The 24,164-nt window shown below is 46.2% G+C and carries 22 protein-coding genes; all 22 read left to right on the top strand.

The features are described from left to right. Nucleotides 1–42: 42 nt before the first annotated feature. The 22 genes from rnpM to G636_RS0107930 all read left to right on the top strand — a co-directional run bounded on the left by rnpM (nucleotide 43) and on the right by G636_RS0107930 (nucleotide 24,118). Nucleotides 43–306, top strand: a complete 264-nt coding sequence (gene rnpM / locus G636_RS0108040) for an RNase P modulator RnpM (RefSeq protein ID WP_026507624.1) — start codon at nucleotides 43–45, stop codon at nucleotides 304–306. Further along, nucleotides 303–647: a L7Ae/L30e/S12e/Gadd45 family ribosomal protein gene (locus tag G636_RS0108035; RefSeq protein WP_026507623.1), complete on the top strand. Its 345-nt coding sequence runs from the start codon at nucleotides 303–305 to the stop codon at nucleotides 645–647. Before rnpM ends, G636_RS0108035 begins: the two co-directional genes overlap by 4 nt. Then, complete coding sequence (infB, locus tag G636_RS0108030; RefSeq protein ID WP_081668326.1) at nucleotides 634–3,642, top strand: translation initiation factor IF-2; 3,009 nt, start codon at nucleotides 634–636, stop codon at nucleotides 3,640–3,642. Before G636_RS0108035 ends, infB begins: the two co-directional genes overlap by 14 nt. Beyond that, a complete protein-coding gene (gene rbfA, locus G636_RS0108025) occupies nucleotides 3,642–4,055 on the top strand; it encodes a 30S ribosome-binding factor RbfA (protein ID WP_026507621.1) in 414 nt (137 codons plus the stop codon). Before infB ends, rbfA begins: the two co-directional genes overlap by 1 nt. Then, nucleotides 4,045–4,995: a DHH family phosphoesterase gene (locus G636_RS0108020; RefSeq protein WP_026507620.1), complete on the top strand. Its 951-nt coding sequence runs from the start codon at nucleotides 4,045–4,047 to the stop codon at nucleotides 4,993–4,995. Before rbfA ends, G636_RS0108020 begins: the two co-directional genes overlap by 11 nt. Nucleotides 4,996–5,093: 98 nt before the next feature. Next, complete coding sequence (truB, locus tag G636_RS0108015) at nucleotides 5,094–6,059, top strand: tRNA pseudouridine(55) synthase TruB (protein ID WP_035779218.1); 966 nt, start codon at nucleotides 5,094–5,096, stop codon at nucleotides 6,057–6,059. A 24-nt stretch (nucleotides 6,060–6,083) separates the two neighbouring features. Further along, entirely contained in the window at nucleotides 6,084–7,028 is a 945-nt protein-coding gene (gene ribF / locus G636_RS0108010; RefSeq protein WP_026507618.1) for a riboflavin biosynthesis protein RibF, read from the top strand. 199 nt (nucleotides 7,029–7,227) lie between these two features. Beyond that, nucleotides 7,228–7,494 (top strand): 30S ribosomal protein S15, encoded by a 267-nt coding sequence (gene rpsO / locus G636_RS0108005; protein WP_026507617.1) that lies wholly within the window; start codon nucleotides 7,228–7,230, stop codon nucleotides 7,492–7,494. A gap of 213 nt (nucleotides 7,495–7,707) precedes the next feature. Further along, nucleotides 7,708–9,804, top strand: a complete 2,097-nt coding sequence (locus G636_RS0107995; RefSeq protein ID WP_026507616.1) for a polyribonucleotide nucleotidyltransferase — start codon at nucleotides 7,708–7,710, stop codon at nucleotides 9,802–9,804. A 171-nt stretch (nucleotides 9,805–9,975) separates the two neighbouring features. Further along, a complete protein-coding gene (locus tag G636_RS0107990; RefSeq protein WP_026507615.1) occupies nucleotides 9,976–11,571 on the top strand; it encodes a peptide chain release factor 3 in 1,596 nt (531 codons plus the stop codon). A gap of 155 nt (nucleotides 11,572–11,726) precedes the next feature. Beyond that, entirely contained in the window at nucleotides 11,727–12,107 is a 381-nt protein-coding gene (locus G636_RS0107985; RefSeq protein ID WP_026507614.1) for an Asp23/Gls24 family envelope stress response protein, read from the top strand. A gap of 90 nt (nucleotides 12,108–12,197) precedes the next feature. Continuing rightward, nucleotides 12,198–12,629, top strand: coding sequence for a transcription antitermination factor NusB (gene nusB / locus G636_RS0107980; protein ID WP_026507613.1), 432 nt, complete (start codon nucleotides 12,198–12,200; stop codon nucleotides 12,627–12,629). Next, complete coding sequence (gene xseA / locus G636_RS0107975; RefSeq protein ID WP_026507612.1) at nucleotides 12,622–13,839, top strand: exodeoxyribonuclease VII large subunit; 1,218 nt, start codon at nucleotides 12,622–12,624, stop codon at nucleotides 13,837–13,839. The genes nusB and xseA overlap by 8 nt, the downstream gene beginning before the upstream one ends. Before the next feature lie 44 nt (nucleotides 13,840–13,883). Further along, entirely contained in the window at nucleotides 13,884–14,120 is a 237-nt protein-coding gene (xseB, locus tag G636_RS0107970; protein WP_026507611.1) for an exodeoxyribonuclease VII small subunit, read from the top strand. A 38-nt stretch (nucleotides 14,121–14,158) separates the two neighbouring features. Continuing rightward, complete coding sequence (locus tag G636_RS0107965; RefSeq protein ID WP_035779217.1) at nucleotides 14,159–15,106, top strand: polyprenyl synthetase family protein; 948 nt, start codon at nucleotides 14,159–14,161, stop codon at nucleotides 15,104–15,106. 51 nt (nucleotides 15,107–15,157) lie between these two features. Then, nucleotides 15,158–17,023, top strand: coding sequence for a 1-deoxy-D-xylulose-5-phosphate synthase (dxs, locus tag G636_RS0107960; RefSeq protein WP_026507609.1), 1,866 nt, complete (start codon nucleotides 15,158–15,160; stop codon nucleotides 17,021–17,023). Next, complete coding sequence (locus G636_RS0107955) at nucleotides 17,016–17,906, top strand: TlyA family RNA methyltransferase (protein ID WP_026507608.1); 891 nt, start codon at nucleotides 17,016–17,018, stop codon at nucleotides 17,904–17,906. The genes dxs and G636_RS0107955 overlap by 8 nt, the downstream gene beginning before the upstream one ends. A gap of 28 nt (nucleotides 17,907–17,934) precedes the next feature. After that, nucleotides 17,935–18,795, top strand: coding sequence for an NAD(+)/NADH kinase (locus G636_RS0107950; RefSeq protein ID WP_026507607.1), 861 nt, complete (start codon nucleotides 17,935–17,937; stop codon nucleotides 18,793–18,795). A 22-nt stretch (nucleotides 18,796–18,817) separates the two neighbouring features. Beyond that, a complete protein-coding gene (gene argR, locus G636_RS0107945; protein WP_026507606.1) occupies nucleotides 18,818–19,270 on the top strand; it encodes an arginine repressor in 453 nt (150 codons plus the stop codon). A 10-nt stretch (nucleotides 19,271–19,280) separates the two neighbouring features. Then, entirely contained in the window at nucleotides 19,281–20,972 is a 1,692-nt protein-coding gene (recN, locus tag G636_RS0107940) for a DNA repair protein RecN (protein ID WP_026507605.1), read from the top strand. Nucleotides 20,973–20,975: 3 nt separating this feature from the next. After that, nucleotides 20,976–21,575 (top strand): DUF1836 domain-containing protein, encoded by a 600-nt coding sequence (locus G636_RS0107935; protein ID WP_026507604.1) that lies wholly within the window; start codon nucleotides 20,976–20,978, stop codon nucleotides 21,573–21,575. Next, complete coding sequence (locus G636_RS0107930) at nucleotides 21,572–24,118, top strand: ATP-dependent helicase (RefSeq protein ID WP_026507603.1); 2,547 nt, start codon at nucleotides 21,572–21,574, stop codon at nucleotides 24,116–24,118. The genes G636_RS0107935 and G636_RS0107930 overlap by 4 nt, the downstream gene beginning before the upstream one ends. Nucleotides 24,119–24,164 lie beyond the last annotated feature (46 nt).

The following is a 24,164-nucleotide window of genomic DNA, read 5'->3' as shown; positions in this document are numbered from 1 at the left end:
GATCATTTCTTGACCTGAGAATAGACATAATCCGGAGATTGAATGATAAAAAAGATTCCTATGAGACAGTGCATAGGTTGCGGCGAGATGAAGCCCAAGAAAGAACTCTTGCGCATCATCCGCACTCCTGAAGGCACTATAGAAGCTGATATAACCGGCAAAGCCAGTGGTAGAGGAGCTTATATCTGCCCCGATCCGGCCTGCCTCCAAAAGGCAACCAAGAATCACGGCTTTCAGAGAGCATTTAAGATGAGTCCATCTGACGATCTTATCGCCAGCCTTGAAAAGGAGCTGAAGGAAAGATGACAGACAAAGATAAGGTGTACTCTTTTCTGGGGCTGTGCATGAAAGCGGGTAAGCTCATTTCGGGAGAAACAGGAGTGCTTGAGAAAGTTACTTCAGGGAGAGCCAGACTGGTCATTATCAGTGAGGATGCTTCAGGCAATACCAGAAAAGAATTTGAGAACAAATGTAAGACATATAAAGTGCCTTTGCTGTATTTTGGAGACAAGGTATCGCTGGGGCGGGCTATCGGTAAATCCGAGAGGTCATCACTGGCTATCACAGATGCCGGAATGGCCAAGGGACTTAAAGATAAGCTACAGATTCTGAAACAGGACGGAGGAGAGACGAATGGCGAAAATTAAGATATCCGAACTTGCAAAGGAGCTTGGATTGGAAAATAAGGAAGTAGTAAGCTACCTGCAGGAGATGGGAGTCGAAGCTGCAAAGCGTTCTACAAGTTCTGTGGAAGAAGAAGATGCCCAGAAGGCAAGGAAGCATTTTGCAGCAGCAAAGTCCGCTTCATCTGAAGCAGACAATAAGGATAAAGCAGTAAAGGTCGAGAAAGCATCTGCAGATGCCGCTGAGGCAAAGGATGCCAAGGCCGACAAGGAAAAGAAGGAGAAGCCATCAGCGGCTTCAAAGGAGTCAGAAACGAAGGATACAGTTACAAGCGAAAACGCACCGGTAAAGAAGAAGAAAAAGATCATAATCGTCAGCAATCAGGGCGGTTACAAACAGAACGCAGTTTCCAGCGACAGAAGACAGCCCAGAAACGACAACAGGCCGGCTCATAATCAGCCTGGAAGAAACCAGCGTCCAGGTGCAGGAAGGAACAATTCCTTTACCAGTAGCCAGAACGCTTATCGTCCCATCAAGCCTCTTACAGCACCTTCACAGCTGGAGTATGAGTCTAATATCAGAAAGACCACTCCTGTGACTACGCCTGTTAAGAAGGCAGAAGAAGTAAAGGAAAAGGCAGCTGCAGCTCCTGAAAAGACAGCAGTAGTTACAAATGAGAGCGTAAAGCCTGAGGTTACTGAAAAGCCCGCTATGGCAGCAGCTCCTAAGACTCCTGAGACCAGACCTGAGAAGAAGCCGCAGGCTGAGCAGGATAACAGAAATATAGCCGCAGCTGCAAATACAGAGAGGAAACCTCGTCCTTCACAGGATCAGAGACAGGGCCAGCGCTCAGGAGACAGGAATGACTCTCGTCAGGGCGGCTTTAGAAATGACCGTAATGATCCCCGCCAGGGTGGTTTCAGAAATGATAGAAACGACTCTCGCCAGGGTGGTTTCAGGAATGACAGAAACGACAGAAATGGTAATGGCGACAGGAATGACAGAGGAGACAGAAGAGGTCCTTCTCAGGGGCGCAGCTTTGGTCAGGGTCAGGGAAGAGGACCTGCTCAGAGTAGGAATACACCTGCATTTGCAGCAGCTCCCGCTCCCACTGAAAAGACCAACAGACATTCAGATAAGAGAATTGATAAGGACAAGAAGTCCAAGAAGGATTACGAAGCAGAAGAGAATCTTACACGTAATCAGAAGGCAGGAAGATTCAGAAAGCCTGAAGTGAAGAAGGAAGAAGTGATTGAAGAGCAGATCAAGACCATCACTATTCCCGATCACCTTACTATCAAGGAACTGGCAGAGAAGATGAAGATGCAGCCTTCTGCTATCATCAAGAAGCTCTTCTTGGCAGGACAGATCGTAACACTTAATACTGACCTTAGCTATGAAGAGGCAGAGAATATAGCTATCGATTATGAGATCATCTGTGAGAAGGAAGAACAGATTGATGTTATCGAAGAGCTTCTTAAGGAAGATGATGACAAGGAAGAGACACTTACATCCAGACCTCCTGTTGTCTGCGTAATGGGTCACGTTGACCATGGTAAGACATCACTTCTGGATAAGATCCGTGATTCCTCTGTGACAGAGAAAGAGGCAGGTGGTATCACTCAGAGGATCGGTGCTTATATGGTATCTGTTCAGGATCGTCCGATCACCTTCCTGGATACACCCGGACATGAAGCCTTCACTGCAATGCGTATGAGAGGTGCAAACTCTACAGATATCGCAGTGCTGGTTGTAGCTGCTGATGACGGTGTAATGCCTCAGACAGTGGAAGCTATCAATCATGCCAAGGCAGCTAATATTGAAATGATAGTAGCTGTCAACAAGATTGATAAGCCCGGTGCAAATGTTGACAGAGTAAAGCAGGAGCTTACAGAGTATGGCCTAATCTCTACTGATTGGGGTGGATCTACAGAGTTTGTTCCTGTATCTGCCAAGACAGGAGAGGGAATTGACACTCTCCTTGAGACTATCATCCTGACAGCTGATATCCTGGAGCTCAAGGCCAATGCCAACCGTAATGCCAGAGGTATCGTGCTGGAGGCTAAGCTTGATAAGGGAAGAGGACCTGTAGCCAATATCCTGGTACAGAAGGGTACTCTCCATGTAGGAGATTTCATCTCTGCGGGCGCAAGCTCAGGACGTGTTCGCGCGATGTCTGATGACAAGGGCAGAAGAGTCAAAGAAGCTGGACCTTCACATCCTGTAGAGATCCTTGGTCTTAGCGATGTACCTAATGCGGGCGAAGTATTTATTGCTCATGATTCCGATAAGGAAGCCAAGCAGTATGCAGGCATCTATCAGCAGCAGCACAAGAAAGAGCTTATTGAAGAGACCAAGGCCAAGATGTCTCTGGATGATCTCTATAGCAAGATTGAAGAAGGTAAGCTCAAAGAGCTGGATATTATTATCAAGGCAGATGTACAGGGTTCTGTAGAAGCATTGAAGACTTCACTTACCAAGTTGTCCAATGACGAAGTTATCGTTAAGATCATCCATGGCGGTGTTGGTGCCATCACAGAGTCTGATGTATCTCTTGCTTCTGCATCCAATGCCATCATTATCGGCTTCGATGTTCGTCCCGATGCTATGGCCAAGTCTATGGCTGAGCATGAAGGCGTAGAGATCAAGCTGTACAAGGTTATCTACCAGGCTATTGATGATGTTGAAGCCGCTCTTAAGGGTATGCTTGCTCCTGTATATGAAGAGAAGATCACGGGACATGCTGAGGTTCGTCAGATATTCAAGGCATCCGCTATTGGTAACATTGCCGGTTCCTTCATCCTGGACGGTACTATCCAGAAGGGCTGCAAGGTACGTATCAGAAGAGGCGAAGATCTTGTATTTGAAGGCGATCTGAAGTCTCTCAAGAGATTTAAGGATGATGTTAAGGAAGTCAGAGAAGGCTACGAGTGTGGTCTGGTATTTGACGGCTTCGATCAGATGAATGTTGGCGATAACATTGAAGCATATGTTATGATTGAGGTACCGAGACAATAATGAGAAAAAACAGTATAAAAAGTAGCAGAGTAAACGGCGAAGTCATGAGGGTCATTGCAGAAGCTATAAGATTCTCCAAGGACCCCAGGATCAGCCCTATGACATCCGTTATGGATGTTGAAGTTGCTCCGGACCTGAAGACATGTAAGGTCTGGGTCAGCGTACTGGGCAATGATGAAGACAGGGAGGAGACTATGAAGGGTCTCCAGAGTGCCAGCGGCTATATACGCAGTACCCTGGCAAGGGAGATCAATCTTAGGAATACTCCTGAACTTCGCTTTATAATGGATGATTCCATTGAATACGCCATAGATATGACCCGAAAGATTGACGAAGTAACTGCTAAGGATGACGAAGCTCGAAGAGAGCGCGGTGAGACTGAAGAAGTTATTGAGGATGCTGATGAAGATTGATGACGTTATTGGAAATGCCCATAGTATAGGAATTACAGGTCATGTACGTCCTGATGGTGACTGTATAGGATCATGTCTGGCTATGTACCAGTATCTGATCAAATCCTATCCGGATGCCAGAGTAGACGTTTTCCTTGAAGAGATCCCGGATATCTATGATTTCATCAAAGGAAGTGACCTGATCAGGTCTGATTTTAAGACTGATCTGGCCGCCTATGATGCATTCATAGTGCTGGATACAGGGAAAGACAGGACTTCCCATGCAGAGGCCTTGTTTGATGCATCTCCGGTCAGGATCAATATCGATCATCATTTGTCCAATAAGGGTGATGGAAGCTGGAATTATATATTCCCCGAAGCTTCCAGTACCTGTGAGCTGGTATACGGCCTTATGGATGAGGAGAGGATCGATAAGGATATAGCCATGGCTCTCTATACAGGCATTATTTCCGATACCGGTGTATTCAAGTATTCCAACACATCACCTGCAACTATGGAGATAGGAGCCAAGCTTATAGCCTATGGCTTTAAGTTTGATGAGCTTATAGATCATGTATTCTACGAGAAGACTTACGTTCAGAACAAGATACTGGGCAAAGCGCTGCTTGATTCATGGCTTGTAGATGAGGGCAGGATCGTGATCTCAGTCACTGATTTTGGAGTCCTTAATGAATACAATGCTTCATCGGGTGATGTGGAAGGCATAGTTAGTCAGCTTCAGCTTACTACAGGTGTGGAGGCTGCAATATATCTTCACCAGCTGGATGATAATAAGTTCAAGGTATCCCTTAGGAGCGGCGGTAAGGTCAACGTTGCCCATGTAGCCCAGGAATTCGGCGGCGGCGGACATTCCAGAGCCGCAGGGATCACTTTGGAAGGTACAAGTGAAGAGATAATAGCCAAGATAACAGACCAGATTATTAAAAGCCGCCAGGATTGATCCTGCGGCTTTTTTACAGCGCCGGCTCTGATAATGGCAGGGATTGGTGTTTGGAATTTGCATGTTTATGACACAGATAATAGATAACAAGGATTCTCATGAACAATAATTATAACGGACTGATAAATATATATAAGGAACCCGGCTTTACATCCAATGATGTTGTCGCAAAGCTCAGGGGTATCCTGAAAATGAGAAAGATTGGCCATACAGGCACTCTGGATCCCGATGCGGTGGGTGTGCTGGTGTGCTGCCTTGGATCTGGGACCTCTCTTGTAGAGGAGCTCACAGACCATACCAAGGAATATATAGCAGTATGCAGACTGGGACTTACAACAGATACCCAGGATATGTCAGGTAATATCCTTTCAAAATGGGAGGGCGCGATTCCCTCTGCAGAGGAGGTAATGGCTGCGGCAGCGGCTTTTGTAGGCCCTTATGAACAGATGCCTCCTATGTACTCTGCTCTCAAGGTGGGGGGCAGGAAGCTCTACGAGCTGGCAAGAGAAGGCGTGGAAGTAGAACGTAAGGCAAGGCTTGTCAATATCGATTCCATTACTATTCTGGATATGTCCAAATTGGAGTCTGACCATGAGTTTACCATGGAAGTCAGATGCAGTAAGGGAACCTATATCAGGACATTATGCAATGATATAGGCGAGAGACTGGGCTGCGGCGCTGCTATGGCACATCTGACCAGGACTGCTGTGGGAAGCTTTCATCTGGATACTGCAATTCCTCTCTCCAGGGTAGAAGAGCTTAGAGATGCGGGGGAGCTGGATACGGCTATCCTTCCTATTGAGGACTTCTTCAGGGATCTGGATGTGGTACATATCAGAGAAGGCGCCAGGAAGGGACTCTTAAACGGTAATCCCTTTAAGATAAGAGATATTGCAGATGAAGAACCACTTAATGCAGGTGATCATACTGACAAGGCTGATATGTATGAGGATGGCAGCAGAGTCAGGGTATATGATGATCTTGGGGATTTTGTGGGCATCTACAGATATAACTCCAAGACCGGTAATTTCAGAGTAGATAAGTTTCTCTATAATTCAAAATAGAATTTCAAAAGGATTATATGACGGATGATCATTATTGAGAATAGCAGCGATTTTCATATAGAGGGCCCTTGCGCTGTTGCGATAGGCAAATTTGATGGTATACATAAAGGCCACAGAAAGCTTTTGGAGGATCTGCTCTGTCAGAAAAGAAGAGGGATGAAGACTGTAGTATTTACCTTTGATCCTTCTCCAGCATCTTTCTTTGCCGGGAGGGAGATAGCCTCTCTTTCCACCAAAGAGGAGAAGAGGTGCTGGTTTGAGGAATATGGCATAGATGTCCTTATAGAATTTCCGCTAAATGAGGATACTGCAGCCACAGAACCTGAGCTCTTTGTCAGGAAATATCTCAAAGACAATATAGGGGCAGCTTTTATAGTCGCAGGCAGGGATATATCCTTTGGCCAGGGCGGCAAAGGTGATTACAGACTTCTTGAAAAGCTATGTCCTGAGCTCTCTATTGAGACGGATTTTATAGACAAAGTGGAAGAGAACGGTATAGAGATCAGCTCCAGCCTGATCAGGGAGGCTATCACAGAGGGCAGGATGGAAGAAGCTGCTCAGTATCTGGGAGCCTATTATACTATAAGCGGCAGGGTCACTCACGGAAGAGCTCTTGGCAGGACCATTGGCATACCTACTATCAATGTTATACCACCTGCAGGCAAACTCCTGCCGCCAAATGGTGTATATTACAGCAGGGTCAGGATAGGTGAGAGAGTACTAAGGGGTATGACCAATATCGGCGTCAAGCCTACTGTTACAGATGAAAAGAGCATAGTCTCGGAGACCTATCTATATGACTTCTCGGGTGATCTCTATGACAAGGAAGCTTACATTTCCATAATGAGCTTTAGAAGACCTGAGATGCGTTTTAAGGACATAGCAGAGCTCAAGGAGCGAATGAGCCTGGATATAGAAAGCGGCAGGATATTCCATCACAACAGGGACAGACTGGAGGGCATCGGCTAAAAGTAAGCCTGTTAATCTGTCACGATCTCTTAAGCTAGAGATAAAGCTCTTTACAAGAAACGTTATATGTGTTACATTAAATCTGCTGTCTTGTCTTTGACTATGTCATGATAAGGCATGTTAACGAAATGACCTTTACATTGTTCGCGGCCCTCCGACCCGGGCTATGTAATGGCGTCTTGCACAAAAGGAGAAGAAAATGATTACAAAAGAGAAGAAAACTGAGATCATCAACAAGTATGCTGTAAAGCCCGGCGACACAGGTTCACCGGAAGTACAGGTAGCAGTTCTTACAGAGAGAATTGCTGAGCTGAATGCTCACCTTGACAAGAATCCCAAGGATCACCACTCAAGAAGAGGTCTTCTTAAGATGGTAGGTCAGAGACGTAACCTTCTTGGTTACCTTAAGAAGAAGGATATCGAGAGATACCGTAAGCTGATCGGCGAGCTTGGTCTTAGAAAGTAATCTGTTTCAAATCTGGCGGGGGAACTGTGCTATGGTGCCCCCGCTTATTACTGTTTAGGAGAATTATTATTTTGGAAGATTGTTCCATGCAGAGGTCACGCTCCTTATGGGACATGCATCATATAATAACAATAAGAACACAGGTGAAGAAAACCTGCACACGCGCCTCTGGAAAACGGGGATTGCGGATGAGCAGGAGAAAGACAGGTAAAAATGGTAAAGACTTACACAATGGAACTGGCCGGCCGTACTCTTAAGGTTGAGATCGGAAAAGTCGGTAAGCAGGCTAACGGATGTGCATTCATCCAGTACGGAGACACAACACTTCTGTGCACAGCTACAGAAGCTAAGGCACCTCGTGACGGTGTTGATTTTTTCCCTCTTAACATTGAGTTCAGCGAGAAATTTTATGCTGTAGGTAAGTTCCCGGGCGGATTTAACAAGCGTGAAGCTAAGCCCTCCGAGAACGCTATCCTTACAGATCGTATGATCGATCGTCCTATGCGTCCTCTCTTCCCTAAGGATATGAGAAATGATGTTACAGTTGAGAACATGGTGATGGCAGTAGATCCTCAGTGCAGACCTGAGCTGCTGGCTATGATCGGTTCTTCTATCGCTGTAGCTATCTCTGATATCCCCTGGGATGGCCCTTGCGCAGCTACACAGCTGGGTCTTGTAGATGGACAGGTTATCGTTAACCCTTCGCAGGAGCAGTGGGATAACGGCGATATGAAGCTGACAGTTGCTTCTACTGCAGAGAAGGTTATCATGATCGAGGCAGGAGCAAAGGAAATTCCTGAGGCAGACATGATAAATTACATCTACCAGGCTGATGCTGTCAATAAGCAGGTAGTAGCTTTCATCAATTCCATTGTTGCTGATATAGGCAAGGAAAAGCAGCCTTATGTATCCGCTGCAGTTCCGGAAGAGATCTTCGAAGCTATAAAGACTATCGTAGCTCCTGAAGAAATGGAGACACTGGTATTTACAGATGATAAGCAGACCAGGGATAAGAACATGGACGATGTTACGGAGAGAGTCCTTGCAGATCCCAGATTTGCAGAGAATGAAGAATGGAAGGCTTTCGTTGCTGATGCTGTATATCAGTACGAGAAGAAGACTGTTCGTAAGATGATCCTCAAGGATCACAAGAGACCTGATGGACGTGAGATAACAGAGATCAGACCTCTTGCAGCTGAGATCGATCTGATTCCCAGAGTACATGGCTCTGCTATGTTTACAAGAGGTCAGACACAGATCTGCGATATCGTAACATTGGCTCCTCTTTCAGAGGCTCAGAAGATCGAGAACCTTGATCCTAATGTTACCAGCAAGAGATATATCCACCAGTACAATTTCCCTGCATACTCTGTAGGTGAGACCAAGGTATCCAGAGGTCCCGGAAGACGAGAGATCGGTCACGGCGCACTGGCAGAGAGAGCACTCCTTGCAGTTATGCCTTCTGTAGAAGAGTTCCCTTATGCTATCCGTGCTGTATCTGAGACATTTGAGTCTAACGGATCTACATCCATGGCTTCTACATGTGCATCATGTATGGCTCTGATGGCTGCAGGTGTTCCTCTTAAGGCACCCGTTGCAGGTATCAGCTGCGGTCTGGTAACAGGCGACAAGGATGAGGATTTCGTACTTCTCACAGATATTCAGGGTCTTGAAGACTTCTTTGGAGATATGGACTTTAAGGTTACAGGCACAAAGAAGGGTATCACAGCTATCCAGATGGATATCAAGATCCATGGTCTTACAAGAGAGATCGTAGAGGGCGCTATCGCACGCTGCAGACAGGCTCGTGAGTTCATCATGGACGGCGTTATGCACGATGCTATCGCTGAGCCTCGTAAGGAAGTATCCAAGTACGCTCCCAAGATCGTATCTATGGAGATCCCTGTTGATAAGATCGGTGATGTTGTAGGACAGCGTGGTAAGACAATCAACGAGATCATCGCTCGTACAGGCGTTAAGATCGATATTACAGATGATGGACAGGTTTCAATCTGCGGCGAAGATAAGGATATGCTTGAGAAGGCTCAGGAGATGATCAAGATCATCATCACTGAGTTCGAGAAAGGCCAGATCTTCAAGGGCAAGGTTGTATCCATCAAGGAATTTGGTGCATTTGTAGAGTTCGCTCCCGGTAAGGAAGGGATGGTACACATTTCCAAGATATCCAAGGAGAGGATCGATCATGTTGAAGACATCCTCACACTGGGCGACGAAGTAACAGTAGTATGCCTCGGCAAGGACCGTATGGGCAGGATCAGCTTCTCTATGAAGGATGTAGCTCAGAACTGACAATTTAATGAGAAGACCATTTTCCAATAAGGATATGGTCTTCTAATGATGTTATCAAATAGCCGGTATGAAACACATACCGGCTTTTCTATGCAAAATGGATTATTGGCCGGGTGATGGATTTTACCATGCCTTTGATCTAAAGGTTTTAGTATTGAAAGGTTTACGGTTATGAAAGACAAGAATACAGCACAGGAGATTTCAAAGAGACGTACTTTTGCCATCATATCTCACCCTGATGCAGGTAAGACCACACTTACCGAGAAGTTCCTGCTCTACGGCGGAGTCATCAATCAGGCAGGCAGCGTCAAGGGTAAGGCTACATCCAAGCATGCCGTTTCTGACTGGATGGAGATAGAGAAGCAAAGAGGTATCTCTGTTACATCTTCTGCTTTACAGTTTAACTTTGAGGACCATTGTATAAACATACTTGATACCCCCGGTCACCAGGATTTCTCAGAGGATACATACAGAACACTTATGGCTGCTGATTCAGCTGTCATGGTCATAGATGCCAGTAAGGGTGTTGAGGCTCAGACAAGAAAGCTCTTTAAGGTCTGCAGGATGAGGCATATTCCGATCTTTACATTTATCAACAAGCTAGACAGAGATGCCAAGGATACCTTTGAACTTATGGAGGATATAGAGAATAACCTAGGTATCGAGACATGCCCTGTTAACTGGCCTGTTGGCTCAGGCAAGAACTTTAAGGGAATCTATGAGAGAAAAGAAAAAGATCTTGTAACCTTCTCCGGAACTGAAAAGGGTACCAAGGAAGGCGAGGAGAAATACATCAGCATTGATGATGTCAAAGCCATTGAAGCTCAGATTGGAGATGAAGCTTTAGTAGAGCTGGAAAATGAGATTGAGCTTTTGGACGGAGCCGGAGCGGAATTTGACCTTGAAAAGGTACGTGCAGGTGAGCTGACTCCAGTATTTTTCGGTTCAGCGCTGCAGAATTTTGGTATAGAGATATTCCTGCATCATTTTCTTCAGATGGCCACACTGCCCACGGGACGAGTATCAGGCGGTGAAGTGATCGATCCTGTAGAGCATGATTTCTCAGCTTTTGTATTTAAGATCCAGGCTAATATGAATTCCAAGCACAGAGACAGGATCGCATTTATGAGAATATGCTCCGGCAAGTACGAAGCTGACAAGGAGATCAAGCATATCCAGTCAGGCAGGACCTTCAGGCTTTCTCAGCCTCAGCAGCTTATGGCTGATGAGAGAAAGATCCTCTCAGAGGCTTATGCCGGAGATATCATCGGTGTCTTTGATCCCGGTGTATTCTCCATAGGTGACACTGTATGCATGCCCAAGGATAATGTGAAATACGAGGGTATCCCTACTTTTGCACCCGAGCACTTTGCAAGGGTACGTCAGGTGGATACCATGAAGAGAAAGCAGTTCGTAAAGGGTATTGAGCAGATTGCGCAGGAAGGTGCTATACAGATCTTCCAGGAATTCAATTCCGGACTTGAAGAGATCATCGTGGGAGTAGTAGGTGTACTGCAGTTTGATGTTCTCAAATTCCGTTTGAAAAATGAATATTCTGTGGATATTATGCTTGATAATCTCCCTTATGAATATATCAGATGGGTAGATTCAGATACAGATATGACCAAGATTGAAGGCACCTCTGACATGAAGAAGATCAAGGATATGAGTGGCAGACCACTACTGCTGTTCATCAATGAATGGAGCGTGGATATGACCCTCAAGAGGAACAAAGGCCTGATATTATCTGAATTTAAGAAGAATTGATGCATGATGGAATTATATTCATCAATAATGTATAATGTATGAAGGTCTGAATTATTGATCCTTATGTGTGGATTTCATAATAAAGGCATTTAATCTATGTGTTATGAGATTGTGAATCTTATATAGGAGGCAGTGCCTCCGGAATGGGGATAACTATGGCTAAGAATGAGAAGAACAGCAGCTTTGAAGTGAAAGAGAATCCTGATATAGGAACAGTCAAGATTGCCAATGATGTACTGGCTGTGATCGCAGCTCTGGCAGCTCTTGAGACACCCGGCGTTTCTTCCCTTCAGGGCGGCATTAGTTCTGACAGCATATTAAAAGCGGGATACAGGAAGCTGGCCAAGTCTGTACGTGTTCATATACAGGGCAGAGAGATAAAGGCTGAGCTGGCACTGATCATGGGATATGGTTTTAATATTCAGGCTACCAGCCAAAAGGTTCAGACCCGTGTTAAGTCTACTATTGAGAGCATGACAGGTCTGAATGTAACAGATGTTGATGTCAGCATCTCAGGTATTACAGTATCCAATTGATCACGACTGATTCTGTCATGGATTTAAGGATTGTTTCATAACATGATCAGAGCTTGTATGTAATGATTGTAATTGTGTAGAAGGATAAGTATGAAGAGAAGTGTAGTAAGAGAGCAGGTTTTCAAGCTGCTGTTCCGTGTAGAGTTTAATGATATGTCTGAGATGCCCGAGCAGGAGGATCTCTTTAGCAGAGATCTGCCTGAATCCGACGATCTCTTTATGACCTCCGATAAGGTGAGACTCAGCGAAGCTGAAGCTGACCTTGTTATGGGCAGATATGAGAAGGTTGCTGAGAAGCTTGCCAAGATCGACAAGATGATCAACGAGAAGACCAAGGGCTGGGACACCGAGCGTATGGGCAAGGTGGAGCTTACTATCATCAGACTGGCAGTTTTTGAGATATGCTTTGATGATGATATTCCCAGTAGCGTAGCTATCAACGAGGCTGTGGAGCTGGCCAAGAAGTACGGCCAGGATGGTTCTCCGGCCTTTGTAAACGGAGTTCTGGCGAAATTTGTCTAAGAATCTATATACCGTAGGACAGGTAAATCAATATATCAAGGATATGATGCAGCAGGATTTTCTCCTTCAACGGATTGGTGTAAAAGGAGAGATCAGTGGCTGCAAATATCACAGTTCAGGTCATATCTATTTCACTCTCAAGGATCATGAGGGAGTGATCAACTGTGTGATGTTCAAAGGCAATAGAGGCGGACTTTCCTTTGTGCTGAAGGAGGGCATGCAGGTTGTTGTGACAGGATCTGTTGATGTATATGTCAAAGGCGGGTCTTATCAGCTCTATGCCAGGACTATCAGGCAGGACGGCGCAGGAGCGCTCTATGAGAAGTTTGAAGCTCTTAAAAAAGAGCTTAAGGAATCCGGGATGTTTGAACAGGAGTACAAGCGTCCCATCCCCAAATATATCAGGACTTTGGGAGTTGTCACAGCTCCTACCGGCGCAGCTATACGGGATATCATAAATATCACAAGGAGGCGTAATCCTTATGTGCAGATTATCCTGTACCCTGCGCTTGTACAGGGAGATGGAGCTGCGGAGTCAGTGGCCATGGGTATAAGGACTCTGGCGGACATGGGAGTGGATGTGATCATTGCAGGAAGGGGCGGAGGCTCCATTGAGGACCTTTGGGCTTTTAATGAAGAGATTGTGGCTCATGCCATCTTTGATTGTCCTGTTCCCGTAGTATCTGCTGTGGGCCATGAAACTGATACAACCATAGCAGATTATGTGGCCGATCTTAGAGCGCCTACTCCATCAGCAGCTGCAGAGCTTTGCGTTTATGAATATGACAGGCTGATGGCAGATATGGAGGATTATATGAACATCCTTATGGGAAGCCTGGAGCGTAAGATCACCTCCTCAAGGCACGAGCTCAGAGAGCTGACCAGGATGCTCATGGCATTATCACCATCCGGCAGGATCAGGGACAGAAGGATGAGAAGCGTGGATCTGGAGAATCGCCTCACTATGCTCTGGAAACAAAAACTCCTGGTCACAGGCAGGAGACTGGACGTCCTTATAGAGCAGATGAAGGGCTTGTCGCCGCTTGACAGGTTAAAGAGCGGCTTCTCCTATGTGGAAGACGTTAATGGCAGGAATGTCAGGTCTATCAAGGAAGTCAATGTTGGAGACCAGATCACTATCCATGTGACCGATGGCAGTATCAAGGCAGGGATCAGCTCTATAGTTCCTGCTGCAGATGAGGACCTGTAGTTATAAGGCGTTATAATAGCTATCTCCAGCAAGAAAGAGGATATATGGCCGGAAGAAAGAAGAAAGAAGAGAATATCTCGATTGAAGATATTTTTGAAAAAGTAGAAGAGACTATAAGTGCACTCCAGGAGGAAGATATTTCCCTGGAGGACTCTTTCCGCAAGTACAAAGAAGGCATGGAACTTCTGAAGGCTGCCGGTGAACAGATCGACAGAGTAGAGAAAGAGGCACTGGTTATAGAAGAAAACGGTGATCTCACCGAACTTGATGATATCGAGTAAAGAAAGATCACAAACAGAGATTGAAACGGAGGAATGAGATGCCAGCAGGCGACGACAGTAGTTTTGACATTAGAAAGAGTGAGAAAACAGAAGACGCAAATCGTATCATAACCAATTATCTTCCCAAGGAGGAAGGCCTTCAGAAGAAGGTGATAGAGGCTATGAACTACAGCGTGTCAGTAGGAGGTAAGAGGCTTCGTCCTCTGCTCATGAGAGAGGCCTACAGCTTCTTTGGGGGAAGGAATGAGATGGTCATCGGGCCGTTTATGGCTGCCATAGAGATGATCCATACCTATTCTCTGGTTCACGACGATCTGCCTGCTCTGGACAATGATACAGAGCGCAGAGGTCATAAAACTACTCATGCCGTTTACGGCGCAGGAATGGCAACCATTGCAGGTGATGGTCTGCTCAATCTTGCATATGAGACTGTTCTGAATGCTTTTCCTGAAATGACTGAGCTTCCCGAATATGATGGAAGCATATCCAGCAGATACATTGCTGCTATGCAGATACTGGCTGAGAAGGCCGGGATCTATGGCATGGTAGGAGGCCAATGCGCAGATATAGAGGCCGAGAACAGGACCGATGTAACTGCTGAGGATATTATCTTTATTCATGAGAACAAGACAGGAGCCATGATCGAATCTGCTCTTATGATCGGAGCCATACTTGCAGGTGCAGGAGCAGCTGAAGTACACAAGATGGAGCAGATAGGCAGTAATCTTGGTCTGGCCTTCCAGATCCAGGACGATATCCTTGACATTGAAGGAGATTCTGGAAAGCTGGGTAAGACCGTAGGCTCCGATGCCAGAAACGGCAAGACCACCTATGTTACCATCCATGGACTGGATGCAGCAAGGGAAGAGGTAGAGAGACTGTCAGAAGAGGCCATGGACCTGCTTGATGAACTTGGTCAGCAGACTCAGTCAGATGATGACTTTATGAGCGAACTGATCACATGGCTCATTCATAGAGAATACTGATAGAGACGGACATATCTTATCCGTTTCGTCATATAAAGGATAAAAATGCCATTGTTACTTGATAAGATCAATAAGACCGGTGATGTCAAAAAAATAAATCAAAAAGATATACCCGCCCTGGCTCAGGAGATCAGAGATTTTCTCATTAACAAGCTGAGTGTGACGGGTGGTCATCTTGCGTCCAATCTGGGAACCGTTGAACTGACCCTTGCAATGCACAGGGTACTGGATCTGCCAAAAGACAAGATCATTTGGGATGTGGGACATCAGTGCTATACACACAAGATCCTGACAGGCAGAAAAGAGGGCTTTGACAGGCTCAGGAAGTTTGGCGGTCTTTCGGGTTTTCCCAAGAAATCAGAATCAGATACAGACTGTTTTGATACAGGACACAGCTCAAATTCTATATCTGCTGGTCTGGGAATGGTTAAGGCAAGAGACCTTTCAGGCGAGGACTATACTGTTGTATCTGTCATCGGTGACGGTGCTCTGACCGGCGGTATGGCATATGAAGCCCTTAATAATGCTGCCAAGCTTGAGACCAATTTTATCATTATCCTGAATGACAATAACATGTCTATTTCGGAGTCTATAGGCGGCATGTCCAAGTATCTGGGCATGATACGTACAGCAGACGGATATCTGAATCTTAAGGCTGATGTTTATAACAAGCTTGAAGGCCAGACCCGTGTGATCGAGACTATTCGTCATGTGAAGAATAATTTTAAGCAGTTCTTTGTACCCGGAATGCTCTTTGAGAATCTGGGAATCACATATCTGGGACCTGTGGACGGCCATAATGAGAAGCTCCTTGAGCACGAGCTCAGAGAGGCCAGGAAGGTCAAGAAGGCTGTCATGATACATGTCATTACCAAGAAGGGTAAGGGATATGAGCCTGCGGAAAAGCATCCTTCCAGATTCCACGGAGCAGAGCCCTACGAGATTGAGACGGGTATCCCTGCTCATCACAGAAAGACTGCAGCTTATCAGGATATCTTCTCTACAGTCATGTGCAAAATGGGTGAGCGGAATCCTAAAGTCTGTGCTATTACCGCTGCCATGGCAGACGGAACAGGACTTAAGAGATTTAGGAATATGTATCCTGACAGGTTCTTTGATGTGGGAATATCAGAAGAACATGCCGTTACCTTTGCTGCGGGACTTGCTGCAGGAGGCATGAGACCTGTATTTGCAGTTTATTCCACATTTTTGCAGAGAGCTTACGACCAGATCATCGAGGATGTATGTCTTCAGAAGCTTCCTGTGGTATTTGCCATAGACAGAGCGGGCCTGGTAGGTGCAGACGGCGAGACCCATCAGGGTATATTTGACCTGTCCTATCTCTCTTCAATGCCCGGTATGATGATCATGGCTCCCAAGAACAAGTGGGAGCTCTCAGATATGCTGAAATTTGCTGTGGAACAGGACTGCCCTGTGGCCATCAGGTATCCCAGAGGCGAGGCCTATGCAGGACTTGTAGACTGGAGAGCTCCTGTTGAGGCAGGCAAGGCGGAACCTATATTTGAAGAAGAGGATGTACTGATAGTTGCAATAGGTAGCATGGTAAAGAGTGCTGTTGCAGTTAGGAATATCATCAAGCAAAAGGGTATCAACTGCTCTCTTATCAACGCCAGGTTTGTAAAGCCCTTGGACGAGGAATACCTTATCAGGGCATCAGCTTCCCACAGTGTCATCGTGACTATGGAAGAAAACGTACTCTCCGGCGGTTTTGGAGAGAGGGTAAGATCATGTCTGGACGGTGCTGGCTATAAGGGCAGGATACTGAACCTTGGCATTCCTGATGAGTTTGTTACCCATGGTAGTCCGGATGAACTAAATGCTATGCTGGGACTGGATCCCGATTCCATGGCGGATCGCATCATTGAGTGCTATATGATGGAGGGAGAACGTGGCTAAGATCAGACTGGACGTCCTCCTTACTCAGAGAGGACTGGCAAATTCCAGAGAAAAGGCCAGAGCATTGATAATGGCCGGTAATGTGTTTATAAATGGGCAGAGGGAAGATAAGCCCGGAAGCTCTTTTGCGGAAGACAAGATCGAGAATATTGAGATCAAAGGGGAGACATTGCCTTTTGTCAGCAGGGGAGGCTTGAAGCTGGATAAGGCAGTAAGGGTCTTTGAGCTGTCGTTCGATGGCTATACCTGTCTTGATATAGGTGCCTCCACCGGAGGCTTTACAGACTGTATGCTCCAGAACGGAGCTGCCAAGGTCTATTCAGTAGATGTGGGCCATGGCCAGCTGGACTGGAAGCTCAGAAGTGATGAGCGGGTAGTCTGCATGGAGAAGACCAATTTCAGATATCTTACCAAAGAAGACATCACAGAGGATATAGATTTTGCGTCCTGTGATGTATCCTTTATCTCTCTTACCAAGATACTGATCCCTGCCTGCAGACTGCTTAGAGATCACGGCAGGATGGTAGTCCTGATCAAACCTCAGTTTGAAGCCGGTAGAGATAAGGTTGGCAAGAAGGGAGTAGTCAGAGACAGGAAGGTCCATGAGGAAGTAGTATCCATGATCGTGGATTTCACTCCCATAGCGGGCTTTGATATCCTGGGGCTTAGCTATTCTCCCATAAGAGGACCCGAGGGCAATATCGAATATCTTCTCTATCTGGAGAAAAAAGAAGGAGCTTTTGCATCACTTCCTGATGAAGCACAGGCTCTTTTGATGCTAAGGAAGCTTAGAGACAATAAAGAAGGCATTTCTACACGTGCCGATATGACTAAACTTATATCAGATACCATAGGAGCAGCTCACGAGGAGTTTGGAGAATAAGAGACTTAACGTGACTGTAGGAAGGGTTATGAATAGATTTCTGATTTTTACCAATCAAAGCAAAGATAAAGATCTGGAAGTAACAGGGATGGTCTGCAATTACCTGAGGGAGCGAGGTAAGGAGGCAATTGTAGCATCCTTTAAAGATCCTCTGCCCTGCAGCGGAAGCAAGTCAGATAATATGTATTACATAACTGATATGCCGGATAATGTAGACTGCTGCATAGTCCTTGGAGGGGATGGTACTGTGCTCCAGGCGGCAGCCAATGTCAAGGATAGGGGGATTCCTATCCTGGGCATCAATCTGGGTACTCTTGGATACCTTGCAGAGATAGGCAGAGATAAGATCACCGATGCCCTGGACAAGCTCCTGGCAGGTGATTACAGCGTAGAAGAGAGGATGATGCTCTCAGGAAAACCGCTATACGGTGAGGAGAGGCATTTTGATGCCTTAAATGATATAGTCATTACCCGCAAGGGTATCATGCAGACTATCAGTCTGAATGTGTATGTTAATGACAAATTCCTGACTACTTATTCAGGAGACGGTGTCATCATATCCACTCCCACAGGCTCTACCGGCTATAATATGTCTGCAGGCGGTCCTATTGTGGAACCGGGCAGTTCCATTATCCTGCTGACACCTATATGTCCCCATACACTCAGTAACAGATCCATAGTCCTGTCAGGTTCAGACAAGGTCATGATAGAGCTTGGAAGCGGCAAAGCCAGCTCCAGGCAGGAAGCAGAGGCCAGCATAGACGGCCGTCTTGGTGCTTCCATGGAAACCGGTGACAGGCTGGAGATTTACAGGTCCCGGATGTCCGTACAAATGATCAGAATGAACAGGGTCAGCTTTTTGGAAATCCTTAATCAGAAGCTGAACTAATAATCCAAATCGGAGGCGCACAGTGAAAAAGAACAGACATGCTAAGATAATAGAGATCATAGGCAAACAGGAAGTTGAGACCCAGGAGCAGCTGGCGGATCTCCTTCGCAGCGAAGGCTACGACGTTACCCAGGCGACTGTATCAAGGGATATCAGGGATCTGCGTCTGACCAAGATACAGGGCAACAGCGGAAGACAGAAATATTGCGTTACTGATACGGCTGATGAACAGCTTCAAAGCAAATATATACAGGTACTCAGAAGTGGTTATGTGTCAATGGAATGCGCAGATAACCTTCTTGTCATCAAGACTGTATCAGGCATGGCTATGGCTGTGGCTGCAGCGGTGGATGCCTTGCATATTCCGGATGTACTGGGATGTATAGCCGGAGACGATACTATTTTTGCAGCAATCAGATCAAAGGAGGGAGCGGTTCGCGTTATAAGTCAGATCATGGAGATGACCGCGGACTGAAAAAAAGGGAATGTTATACACACTGCATGTAAAGGACCTGGCACTTATAAGTGAACAGGAAATAGAATTTGGGGAAGGGCTGAATATCCTCACCGGTGAGACCGGTGCGGGTAAGTCAGTGATCATCGGTTCGGTGAATCTGGCATTGGGAGGCCGGGCTGACAAAGATATGATCAGATCAGGGGCAGAGTATGCCCTGATAGAGCTTACATTCTTTGTAGACGATCCGGTGACACTTTCCAGGATCAAGGATATGGACCTGCCTGTCTCAGAAGACGGGACGGTCCTTTTGTCGCGTAAGATACTTCCCGGCAGGAATATTTGCAAGGTGGGAGGCGAGAGTGTTACTCTGGCCCAGCTTAGGAGCCTGGGAGAGCTGCTGATCAATATCCATGGACAAAATGAACATCAGTCCCTTCTCTCACGGACCAAACAGCTGGAAATCCTGGATAAATACTGTGGTGAGAGTCTTGGAAGCCTCAAAAAGGAGCTGGGAGATGTCTGGAGCGGCTATGAGATGCTAAAGAAGCGCTATGAGGCCACAGATATGGACGAGGCTGCCAGAAAGAGGGAGGCAGACCTTGCATCCTATGAGCTTGAAGAGATCACCGGTGCAGATCTAAGAGAAGGCGAAGACGAGGAGCTGGAGAACAGATACAGGAAGATGTCCGGCAGTATGAAGATCACTGAGGCTCTTGACGGCGCTGAGCAGTCTCTTTTTGCTGATAATGCAGGAGCTGCTGACCTGATAGCTAAGGCGCTCTCTGACCTGTCGTCTGTAAGCGGAATTGATGATGATGCCAAGGGTCTCTATGACCAGCTCATGGAGCTTGACAGCCTGCTGTCTGATTTTAGAAGGAGCATGTCCGATTATCTCTCTGATATGGAATTTGATGACAGAGAGTACGAAGAGGTCGAGGAGAGGCTCAATTTGATCAATCGCCTCAAGGACAAGTATGGACGCAGCATAGAAGATATCCTCTCTTATGCAGACGAGAAGCAAAAGGAGCTGGATATACTATCTAATCTGGAGGAAGAGCGGGCAGCTATCAAGGATGAGATGGATAGCGCATATGCCAAGGCACTGGAGCTGTGCATGAAAATATCTGCTATCAGAAAGAACTGCGCAAAAGAGCTGGCTGATAAGCTGATAAAGGCTCTGACAGATCTGAACTTTTTGGATGTAAGGTTTGAGATACAGATCAGACCCGATGAGAAGCGCATAGGAAATGGTGGATACGATGAAGCAGAGTATATGATATCCACCAATCCGGGAGAAGCACTGCGTCCCCTGGGTGACATTGCCAGTGGCGGCGAGCTTTCACGAGTAATGCTGGCTCTCAAGACTGTAATGGCAGATCATGATGATATTGCATCTGTTATATTTGATGAGATAGATACCGGTATCAGCGGCATTACCGCCTGGAAGGTATCTGAGAAGCTGGGACAGCTCGCAGGAAGTCACCAGATAATCTGTATCACTCATCTCCCGCAGATCGCTGCCATGTATGATGATCATTTCCTGATCGAGAAGGGACTGGACGGCGGCAGGACTATCAGTCGCATCAGGAAGCTGACTCAGGAAGAGAGTATCACAGAGCTGGGCAGGATGCTGGGATCAGGTGATATGACCGAAGCAGTCAGGGATAATGCAGTTGAAATGAGGAACAAGGCAGTAAAAGTCAAAGAGCGAAAGGCCTAAGTGATGATGGTAGATAACAAGGAACTGATCGAAAGGATAATGGATGAGATAGGAGATCTGAGTTCCGTAAAGATAGAAGATATACCCAATATAGAGCTGTATATGGATCAGCTGACCACTTTCATGGACAAGCATTTGTCAGGTACCAGCAGGAATCCCGGTCAGGACAAGATATTGACCAAGACCATGATCAATAACTATGCCAAGAACGATCTGCTGCCTCCTCCTATTAGAAAGAAATACAGCAAGGACCATGTGATACTGCTGATCTTTATTTATTATTTCAAATCTCTTCTGACCATCAATGATGTGCAGACTCTCCTTGAGCCTCTTAAGGAGCGTTTTCATGTAAGCGATACCGAGGGGATGACCCTGTCGGAAATATATACGGATATTTTTGAAATGGGCAGTGCTGAGTTTGGACCACTCAAGGAGGATATCCTTCGCAAATACAGGATGGCATCAGAGAAGTTTAAGGATGCTAAGGAGCCTGTCAAAAACGAGATGGAGGTTTTCTCCTTCCTGGCAATGCTATCTCTGGATGTTTATATCAAGAAACTGATAATAGAAAAAGTAATAGATGAAATAAAAGGAAATATATGAGTATATACGATACATTAAACAGTGAGCAGAAGAGGGCCGTTCTGCAGACCGAGGGACCGGTCCTGATCCTGGCAGGCGCCGGATCCGGCAAGACCAGGGTATTGACCCATAGAACAGCATATCTGATAGATGAATGCGGTGTGAATCCATGGAATATCATGGCTATCACCTTTACCAATAAAGCTGCAGGCGAGATGAGAGAAAGGGTAGACAAGATAGTGGGCTTTGGCTCAGAGAGTATCTGGGTCAGCACCTTCCATTCAAGCTGTGTCAGGATACTAAGGCGCTATGCAGACAGGATAGGCTATGGAAATAATTTCACTATCTATGACAGTGATGATTCCAAGGCGTTGCTCAAGGATATATGCAAGCGATTTGAACTGGAGACCAGAGATCTGAAGCTCAGACAGATCCAGAGCAAGATCTCGACCTGCAAGGATAACCTGGTAAGCCCCGAAGAATACTCACTTGCAGCCGGTAATGATTATATTAAGAGCAGGATATCCAAGGCATACATAGAGTATCAGGCAGCTCTTAAAAAGAACAATGCCATGGATTTTGATGATCTGATCATGAATACTGTAATGCTCTTTAGGAAGGATGAAGAGGTACTGGAATCCTACAGAGAGCGTTTCCGCTATATCATGGTGGATGAGTATCAGGATACCAATACCGCCCAGTTTGAGCTTATAGCTCTTCTGGCCGGAAAATACAGAAATCTCTGTGTGGTAGGTGACGATGATCAGTCCATCTACAGGTTCAGGGGTGCCAATATCAGAAATATCCTGGATTTTGAAAAGAATTATCCGGATGCTACAGTTATCAAGCTGGAGCAGAATTACCGCTCTACTCAGACCATCCTTGATGCCGCAAATAACGTGATCAGGAATAACAGGGGACGTAAAGAAAAGGCTCTGTGGACAGATGAGGGAGAGGGCGAGAAGATACACTTTATGGAGTTTGATCAGGCTCCTGAAGAGGCAGATTATATAGCCAATGATATCTTCACCAAAAAGCGCGAGGGTAAGCTCAGCTATAATGAAACAGCGGTACTCTACAGGACCAATGCCCAGTCCAGACTTTTGGAAGAGCGTATGGTAATGTATGGTATCCCCTACAACCTGGTGGGAGGAACCAACTTCTATGCCAGACGTGAGATCAAGGACCTCCTTGCCTATCTCAAAACCATAGATAACGGAAGAGATGACCTTGCTGTCAGGAGGATCATCAATGTTCCCAAGAGAGGTATAGGAGCGGCCAGTATCAACAAGATACAGGACTATGCTGACAGTAATGGAATAGGATTCTTTGACGCATTGTCACTGGCAGGAGAGTTTCTTGGGGGCAAGGCTGCTGAGAAGCTCCATGAATTTGATCTCATGATCATGGCCTTCAGGACCAAGATGAAGACCATGTCCATAGAAGAACTGTTGACGGAGATTATAGATACCACAGGCTATGATGAATACCTCAGGGCTCTTGATGCCGAAGAGGAAGACGGTAGCGGCGACAATGACAGAAGAGCCAACGTAAGCGAACTTATGGGCAAGGTCATCAGCTATGAAAAGCAGGCTGAGGACCCAAGTCTCTCCGGATTCCTGGAGGAGGTAGCTCTTGTCGCAGATGTTGACAGTGTAAATGAGGACGATGAGAGAGTTGTGCTGATGACACTGCATTCTGCCAAGGGACTGGAGTTTGAAGATGTGTATATAGCCGGAATGGAAGATGGTACTTTCCCCGGTTTTATGACTATAGGATCTGCAGAATCTGATCCCATGGCTATGGAAGAAGAGAGGCGTCTGGCTTATGTGGGTATCACAAGAGCCAAGAAGCATCTGACACTTAGCTGTGCTCACAGGCGTATGGTGAGAGGCTCCTTTGAAAGTCTGGATGTGAGCCGCTTTGTTGAAGAGATCCCCGAGGAGCTTATAGACGGGACCTTTAGCGGCAAGGCTTCATTCCTCTTTGAGGATGGGGATACAGTGGATGACGACGACGACTTCTTCTATGACTATGATGAAGACAGACCGGTAATAGGAGAAGGCAGGACATCAAGAGATTCCAGGCCCCGTGCAGGCGCTGTAAGCTCTGGCCTTAGCAGCTCTTCCTATGACAACAGGGTCAGAAGAGACAGCTATGGCAGACCTGGTGCATACAAGACCAATGCCAATGAGAGATCTTCGGAGAAGATAGATCATGTGCCGGGCAGCAGTATATACGGACCTGCAGGTACAGGAAGGCCAAAGGCCAGGACGGGCAGGAGTGCCATCTCATCCAGAAAAGCTCCCGATCTGCCGTATATCGCAAGAGCAAGTGCCAGTCACAAGACTGCATCCAAGAGCATGTCATCTCTGTCCAAGGGCATGCCTCAAGCGTCAAAGCCCGATTATATTATTGGCGACAGAGTCAAACATGTGAAATACGGCGTGGGTACGGTCCTTAACATTGAAGACGGAGCCAGGGATTATAAGGTCACTGTGGATTTTGATGAAGTGGGCCAGAAGATCATGTTCGCTGCCTTTGCAAAATTACAAAAAATATAATAATCCCTACTATCAGAAACATGGTCTCTAATCCAGACTTGTGGTA

The organism is Butyrivibrio sp. MC2013, from assembly GCF_000424585.1.
Classification (GTDB): domain Bacteria; phylum Bacillota; class Clostridia; order Lachnospirales; family Lachnospiraceae; genus Butyrivibrio.
Note: the sequence above shows the minus strand (reverse complement) of the source record. Positions and strands in the feature narration are given on the sequence as shown.

Excerpts from the sequence above, each read along its gene's own strand:
- rpsO (WP_026507617.1), top strand. The coding sequence starts at position 7,228 with ATGATTACAAAAGAGAAGAAAACTGAGATCATCAACAAGTATGCTGTA.
- G636_RS0107950 (WP_026507607.1), top strand. The coding sequence starts at position 17,935 with ATGAATAGATTTCTGATTTTTACCAATCAAAGCAAAGATAAAGATCTG.
- G636_RS0107990 (WP_026507615.1), top strand. The coding sequence starts at position 9,976 with ATGAAAGACAAGAATACAGCACAGGAGATTTCAAAGAGACGTACTTTT.
- G636_RS0108035 (WP_026507623.1), top strand. The coding sequence starts at position 303 with ATGACAGACAAAGATAAGGTGTACTCTTTTCTGGGGCTGTGCATGAAA.
- G636_RS0107930 (WP_026507603.1), top strand. The coding sequence starts at position 21,572 with ATGAGTATATACGATACATTAAACAGTGAGCAGAAGAGGGCCGTTCTG.
- G636_RS0107985 (WP_026507614.1), top strand. The coding sequence starts at position 11,727 with ATGGCTAAGAATGAGAAGAACAGCAGCTTTGAAGTGAAAGAGAATCCT.
- G636_RS0107965 (WP_035779217.1), top strand. The coding sequence starts at position 14,159 with ATGCCAGCAGGCGACGACAGTAGTTTTGACATTAGAAAGAGTGAGAAA.
- recN (WP_026507605.1), top strand. The coding sequence starts at position 19,281 with ATGTTATACACACTGCATGTAAAGGACCTGGCACTTATAAGTGAACAG.
- ribF (WP_026507618.1), top strand. The coding sequence starts at position 6,084 with ATGATCATTATTGAGAATAGCAGCGATTTTCATATAGAGGGCCCTTGC.
- rnpM (WP_026507624.1), top strand. The coding sequence starts at position 43 with ATGATAAAAAAGATTCCTATGAGACAGTGCATAGGTTGCGGCGAGATG.
- nusB (WP_026507613.1), top strand. The coding sequence starts at position 12,198 with ATGAAGAGAAGTGTAGTAAGAGAGCAGGTTTTCAAGCTGCTGTTCCGT.
- G636_RS0108020 (WP_026507620.1), top strand. The coding sequence starts at position 4,045 with ATGAAGATTGATGACGTTATTGGAAATGCCCATAGTATAGGAATTACA.
- G636_RS0107935 (WP_026507604.1), top strand. The coding sequence starts at position 20,976 with ATGATGGTAGATAACAAGGAACTGATCGAAAGGATAATGGATGAGATA.
- xseB (WP_026507611.1), top strand. The coding sequence starts at position 13,884 with ATGGCCGGAAGAAAGAAGAAAGAAGAGAATATCTCGATTGAAGATATT.
- truB (WP_035779218.1), top strand. The coding sequence starts at position 5,094 with ATGAACAATAATTATAACGGACTGATAAATATATATAAGGAACCCGGC.
- G636_RS0107995 (WP_026507616.1), top strand. The coding sequence starts at position 7,708 with ATGGTAAAGACTTACACAATGGAACTGGCCGGCCGTACTCTTAAGGTT.
- rbfA (WP_026507621.1), top strand. The coding sequence starts at position 3,642 with ATGAGAAAAAACAGTATAAAAAGTAGCAGAGTAAACGGCGAAGTCATG.
- infB (WP_081668326.1), top strand. The coding sequence starts at position 634 with ATGGCGAAAATTAAGATATCCGAACTTGCAAAGGAGCTTGGATTGGAA.